Annotated in this window: 4 protein-coding genes; 2 read left to right on the plus strand and 2 right to left on the minus strand. The window is 68.7% G+C overall.

Annotated features, from left to right (window positions below; all coding sequences use genetic code 11):
* Nucleotides 1-41: 41 nt before the first annotated feature.
* The gene (locus ACFOYY_RS35785) at nt 42-2,114 is read right to left on the minus strand and encodes a DNA gyrase/topoisomerase IV subunit B (protein ID WP_386195652.1); all 2,073 of its coding nucleotides are present in this window, start codon (nt 2,112-2,114) and stop codon (nt 42-44) included.
* A 240-nt stretch (nt 2,115-2,354) separates the two neighbouring features.
* Here ACFOYY_RS35785 and ACFOYY_RS35790 point away from each other — a divergent pair, with 240 nt between their 5' ends.
* Both ACFOYY_RS35790 and ACFOYY_RS35795 read left to right on the plus strand, forming a co-directional pair.
* Nucleotides 2,355-2,585, plus strand: a complete 231-nt coding sequence (locus tag ACFOYY_RS35790) for a DUF7455 domain-containing protein (protein ID WP_352015878.1) — start codon at nt 2,355-2,357, stop codon at nt 2,583-2,585.
* 218 nt (nt 2,586-2,803) lie between these two features.
* The gene (locus ACFOYY_RS35795) at nt 2,804-3,544 is read left to right on the plus strand and encodes a YaaA family protein (RefSeq protein WP_352015879.1); all 741 of its coding nucleotides are present in this window, start codon (nt 2,804-2,806) and stop codon (nt 3,542-3,544) included.
* Between the two features lie 61 nt (nt 3,545-3,605).
* Here the strand turns inward: ACFOYY_RS35795 and ACFOYY_RS35800 are convergent.
* Nucleotides 3,606-4,091, minus strand: a 486-nt coding sequence (locus tag ACFOYY_RS35800; RefSeq protein ID WP_386195655.1) for a sigma-70 family RNA polymerase sigma factor, incomplete at its 5' end; no start/stop codon positions are given.

Genomic DNA, 4,091 nt, shown 5'->3' on the forward strand with positions numbered 1-4,091 from the left:
CTCATCTCGGACGCCCATGCGTCCCGTGCGTCCCAGGCGCCTCAGGCGTCGATGTGGTCGCGGTCGACCTCGGCCGCGCTGCCCACGATGAACTCTCTGCGCGGGGCCACGTCGCTGCCCATCAGGAGGTCGAAGATGCGCTCGGCCTCCTGGACGTCCTCGATCCTGACCCTGCGCAACGTCCTGCGGCGGGGCTCCATGGTGGTCTCGGCCAGCTGGTCGGCGTCCATCTCACCCAGACCCTTGTAACGCTGGACCGGGTCCTTCCAGCGCTTGCCCCGGCGCTCCAGGTCACGCAGGACCCGGTGCAGTTCGGCGTCGGAGTAACAGTAGACGTACTTGTCCTGGCCGCGTCCCGGGTTCGTGACCTCGATGCGGTGCAGCGGCGGAACCGCGGCGAAGACCCGGCCCGCCTCGACCATCGGCCTCATGTAGCGGTGGAAGAGGGTCAGCAGCAGGCATCGGATGTGCGCGCCGTCGACGTCGGCGTCGGCCATCAGGATGATCTTGCCGTAGCGGGCCGCCTCGATGTCGAACGAGCGCCCCGACCCCGCGCCGACGACCTGGATGATCGCGGCGCACTCGGCGTTCTTGAGCATGTCGGCGACGGACGCCTTCTGCACGTTGAGGATCTTGCCGCGGATCGGCAGCAGCGCCTGGAACTCCGAGTCGCGGGCCGCGCGGGCGGTGCCGAGCGCCGAGTCACCCTCGACGATGAACAGCTCGCTGCGGTCGACGTCGTCGCTGCGGCAGTCGACCAGTTTGGCCGGGAGCGCGGAGTTCTCCAGGGCGGTCTTGCGCCGCTGGTTGTCACGGTGCTCACGGGCGGCGATCCTGGCCTTGGCCGCCGCGGCGATCTTCTCCAGTACCGCGCGCAGCTGCTGCTTGGCGCCGCGGGGCGGATTGGTGAAGATCTCCCTGAGGTCCCGGGAGACGACGTGGGCGACGATCCTGGAGGCGGCCGAGGTGCCGAGGACCTCCTTGGTCTGTCCCTCGAACTGGGGCTCGGGAACGCGCACCGTGACGACCCCGGTGAGGCCTTCGAGGATGTCCTCCCTGGTGACCGGGGCATCGCCGTTCTTCAGCAGCCGGGTCTCACGGAGCAACTCGTTCAGCGTGCGGACCAGCGCCCGCTCCAGGCCGGTGACGTGGGTGCCGCCCTTGGGGGTGGCGATCACGTTGACGAAGGACCTGACGGTGCTGTCATAGCCCTTGCCCCAGCGCAGCGCGACGTCCACGGTGAGCTCACGCTGCACCTGGGTCGGCGTCATGTGCCCGAGCTCGTCCAGGACGGGCACGGTCTCGTGGAAGTGACCGGAGCCCTGCAGGCGCAGCACCTCGCACACGGCCTCGTCGCGGGCGAGGAACTCGGTGAACTCCGAGATGCCGCCGTCGAAGCAGAACTCCTCCTCGGCGGAATCCTCGCCGCGGCTGTCGCGCACGGCCAGGGTCAGGCCGGGGACCAGGAAGGCCGTCTGACGCAGCCGGACGTGGATCTCGTCGAGGGAGACCTCCGCCTCGGGCAGGAAGATCTGGTGGTCGACCCAGAAGCGGACGCGGGTGCCGGTGACCTTGCGCGGGAGCGGGCCGCCGTCGCGCAGGCCGGACTTCTTCTTGAACCTGCCGCCGGGCCCGTCGCCGTCGAAGACGCCCGGGACTCCCCTGCGGAAGCTGATCTCGTGGACCCGGCCGTCACGGTCGACCGCGACGTCGAGGCGGGAGGACAGCGCGTTGACCACGGAGGCACCGACGCCGTGCAGGCCGCCGGAGGCACCGTAGGAGCCGCCGCCGAACTTCCCTCCGGCGTGCAGCTTGGTGTAGACCAGCTCGACTCCGGCCAGGCCGCTCTTGGGCTCGATGTCCACCGGAATGCCACGGCCGTTGTCGCGCACCTCGATCGAGCCGTCTGCGTGCAGCTCGACCTCGATGCGGGTGCAGTATCCGGCCAGGGCCTCGTCGACCCCGTTGTCCACGATCTCCCAGAGGCAGTGCATGAGACCACGGCTGTCGGTCGACCCGATGTACATGCCCGGGCGTTTGCGGACGGCTTCAAGACCTTCAAGCACCGACAGATGGCGCGCCGTATAGCCCTTCTCCGCGCTAACTGCGGTCACACCCACTCCCACTCTGCTCGAACACGTGTGCGCAGCTTACCGTTCTTCCCGCCGCGGCGGGTACAAGCTTCTCACGTGAGCACCATGGCGTTACACCGAGTGAAAAGTCCGTTACCTTCCGGCGCTTTCCGCTCTCGGCGTAGCCGGGGGCCGGTTGGGAAGCCTCGCATCCGGTTAGATGTTGTCTCAAGTGACTGACGCCAGATCCTCCACACAAGGGGATGACCTGAAAGGCGATACGTGACTGGAACACTCGCCCCCACCAAGCAGCTGACGGCCACGGACCGCTGTGACCGGTGCGGCGCCCAGGCTTACATCCGCGCGACCCTGCCCGCAGGTGGGGAGCTGCTGTTCTGCGCCCACCACGGGCGGCAGCACGTAGCCGTGCTCAGAGACAAGGGCGCCGACATCCAGGACGAGTCGGCACGCCTCAGCGACACCCCCTCAACCGCCGGCAACGACGAACGATAGAGACCGGCAGGTCCGGTGGCGACACCGGACCGACGCCGCGGGTGCGGCCGTTCCCGTGAACGACCCGTCCCGTGGCCCGGCTTGACCCATCTCAGATATCTCTGCCGTGTGCTCCGCTCCAGCGTCATCGGAGCGGAGCACACGGTCTTTCTCCACCGGTTCTCCAGCGAAGACATCGAGCCTCGTCGGCGTGCCCCGCCGCGTTACGCTCGGCGACTGTGTTGATTCTGCTGCCGCCATCCGAGGGAAAGGCCGCGCTGGGCGACGGCCCCGCCCTCGATCTGTCCCTGCTGAGCTTTCCTTCCCTGACGGCCTCCAGGCGGAAGGTCCTGGGCACGCTCGTCACCCTGTCCGGAAAACGCCAGGCGCAGGACGTGCTCGGCCTGTCCCCGGGGCAGGTGGGTGAACTCGACAAGAACCGGCAGCTGAGGACCGCCGCCACACTGACGGCGGCGGAACTGTACACCGGCGTGCTCTACGACAATCTCGGCCTGGCCTCACTGTCTCCAGGCGCCGCCGAACGGGCCGCCGGAAGCGTGCTGATCTTCTCCGGCCTGTGGGGCCTGCTGCGGATCACCGACCGGGTGCCGCCCTACCGCCTGTCGATGAGCGTACGGCTACCGCCGCTCGGCGCCCTCGGACCCTACTGGCGCAAGACGATCACCCCGGTCCTCGACGCCGAACCCGGCCTGGTCGTCGACCTGCGTTCCAGCACCTACGCGGCGGCCTGGCAGCCGGGGCAACGGGCGGTCGGAGTGCGGGTTCTCAAGGACGGCAAGGTCGTCAGCCACATGGCCAAGGCGACCCGGGGCGTGATAGCCCGGGCGCTCCTGGAGAGTGGCGTCGATCCGCAGACACCGCAGGAGCTGGCCAAGGTCCTGGACGAACTCGGCCACACCGTGACGCTCGGCCCCGTCCCGGGCGGCAGGAAGCCCTGGGCCCTCGACGTCACCACCTGACTTCGCGGGCCCGGGTACGGAAAAGGCCGCGCCATGTGGCGCGGCCTCTCACCGTGAGCGATCAGTCCAGGTAGTCGCGCAGGACCTGGGACCTGGACGGGTGACGCAGCTTGGACATGGTCTTGGACTCGATCTGGCGGATGCGCTCCCGGGTGACCCCGTAGACCTTGCCGATCTCGTCCAGCGTCTTCGGCTGGCCGTCGGTCAGCCCGAACCGCATCGAGACCACGCCCGCCTCGCGTTCGGACAGCGTGTCCAGCACGGAGTGGAGCTGCTCCTGCAGAAGGGTGAAGCTGACGGCGTCCGCCGGAACGATGGCCTCGGAGTCCTCGATGAGGTCACCGAACTCGCTGTCGCCCTCCTCACCCAGCGGGGTGTGCAGGGAGATCGGCTCACGGCCGTACTTCTGGACCTCGACGACCTTCTCCGGGGTCATGTCCAGCTCGCGGGCCAGCTCCTCGGGAGTGGGCTCGCGCCCCAGGTCCTGCAGCATCTGCCGCTGCACCCGGGCCAGCTTGTTGATCACCTCGACCATGTGGACCGGGAT

Origin of the sequence: Streptosporangium jomthongense (assembly GCF_042650425.1) — a bacterium.
Taxonomy (GTDB): Bacteria; Actinomycetota; Actinomycetes; order Streptosporangiales; family Streptosporangiaceae; genus Streptosporangium.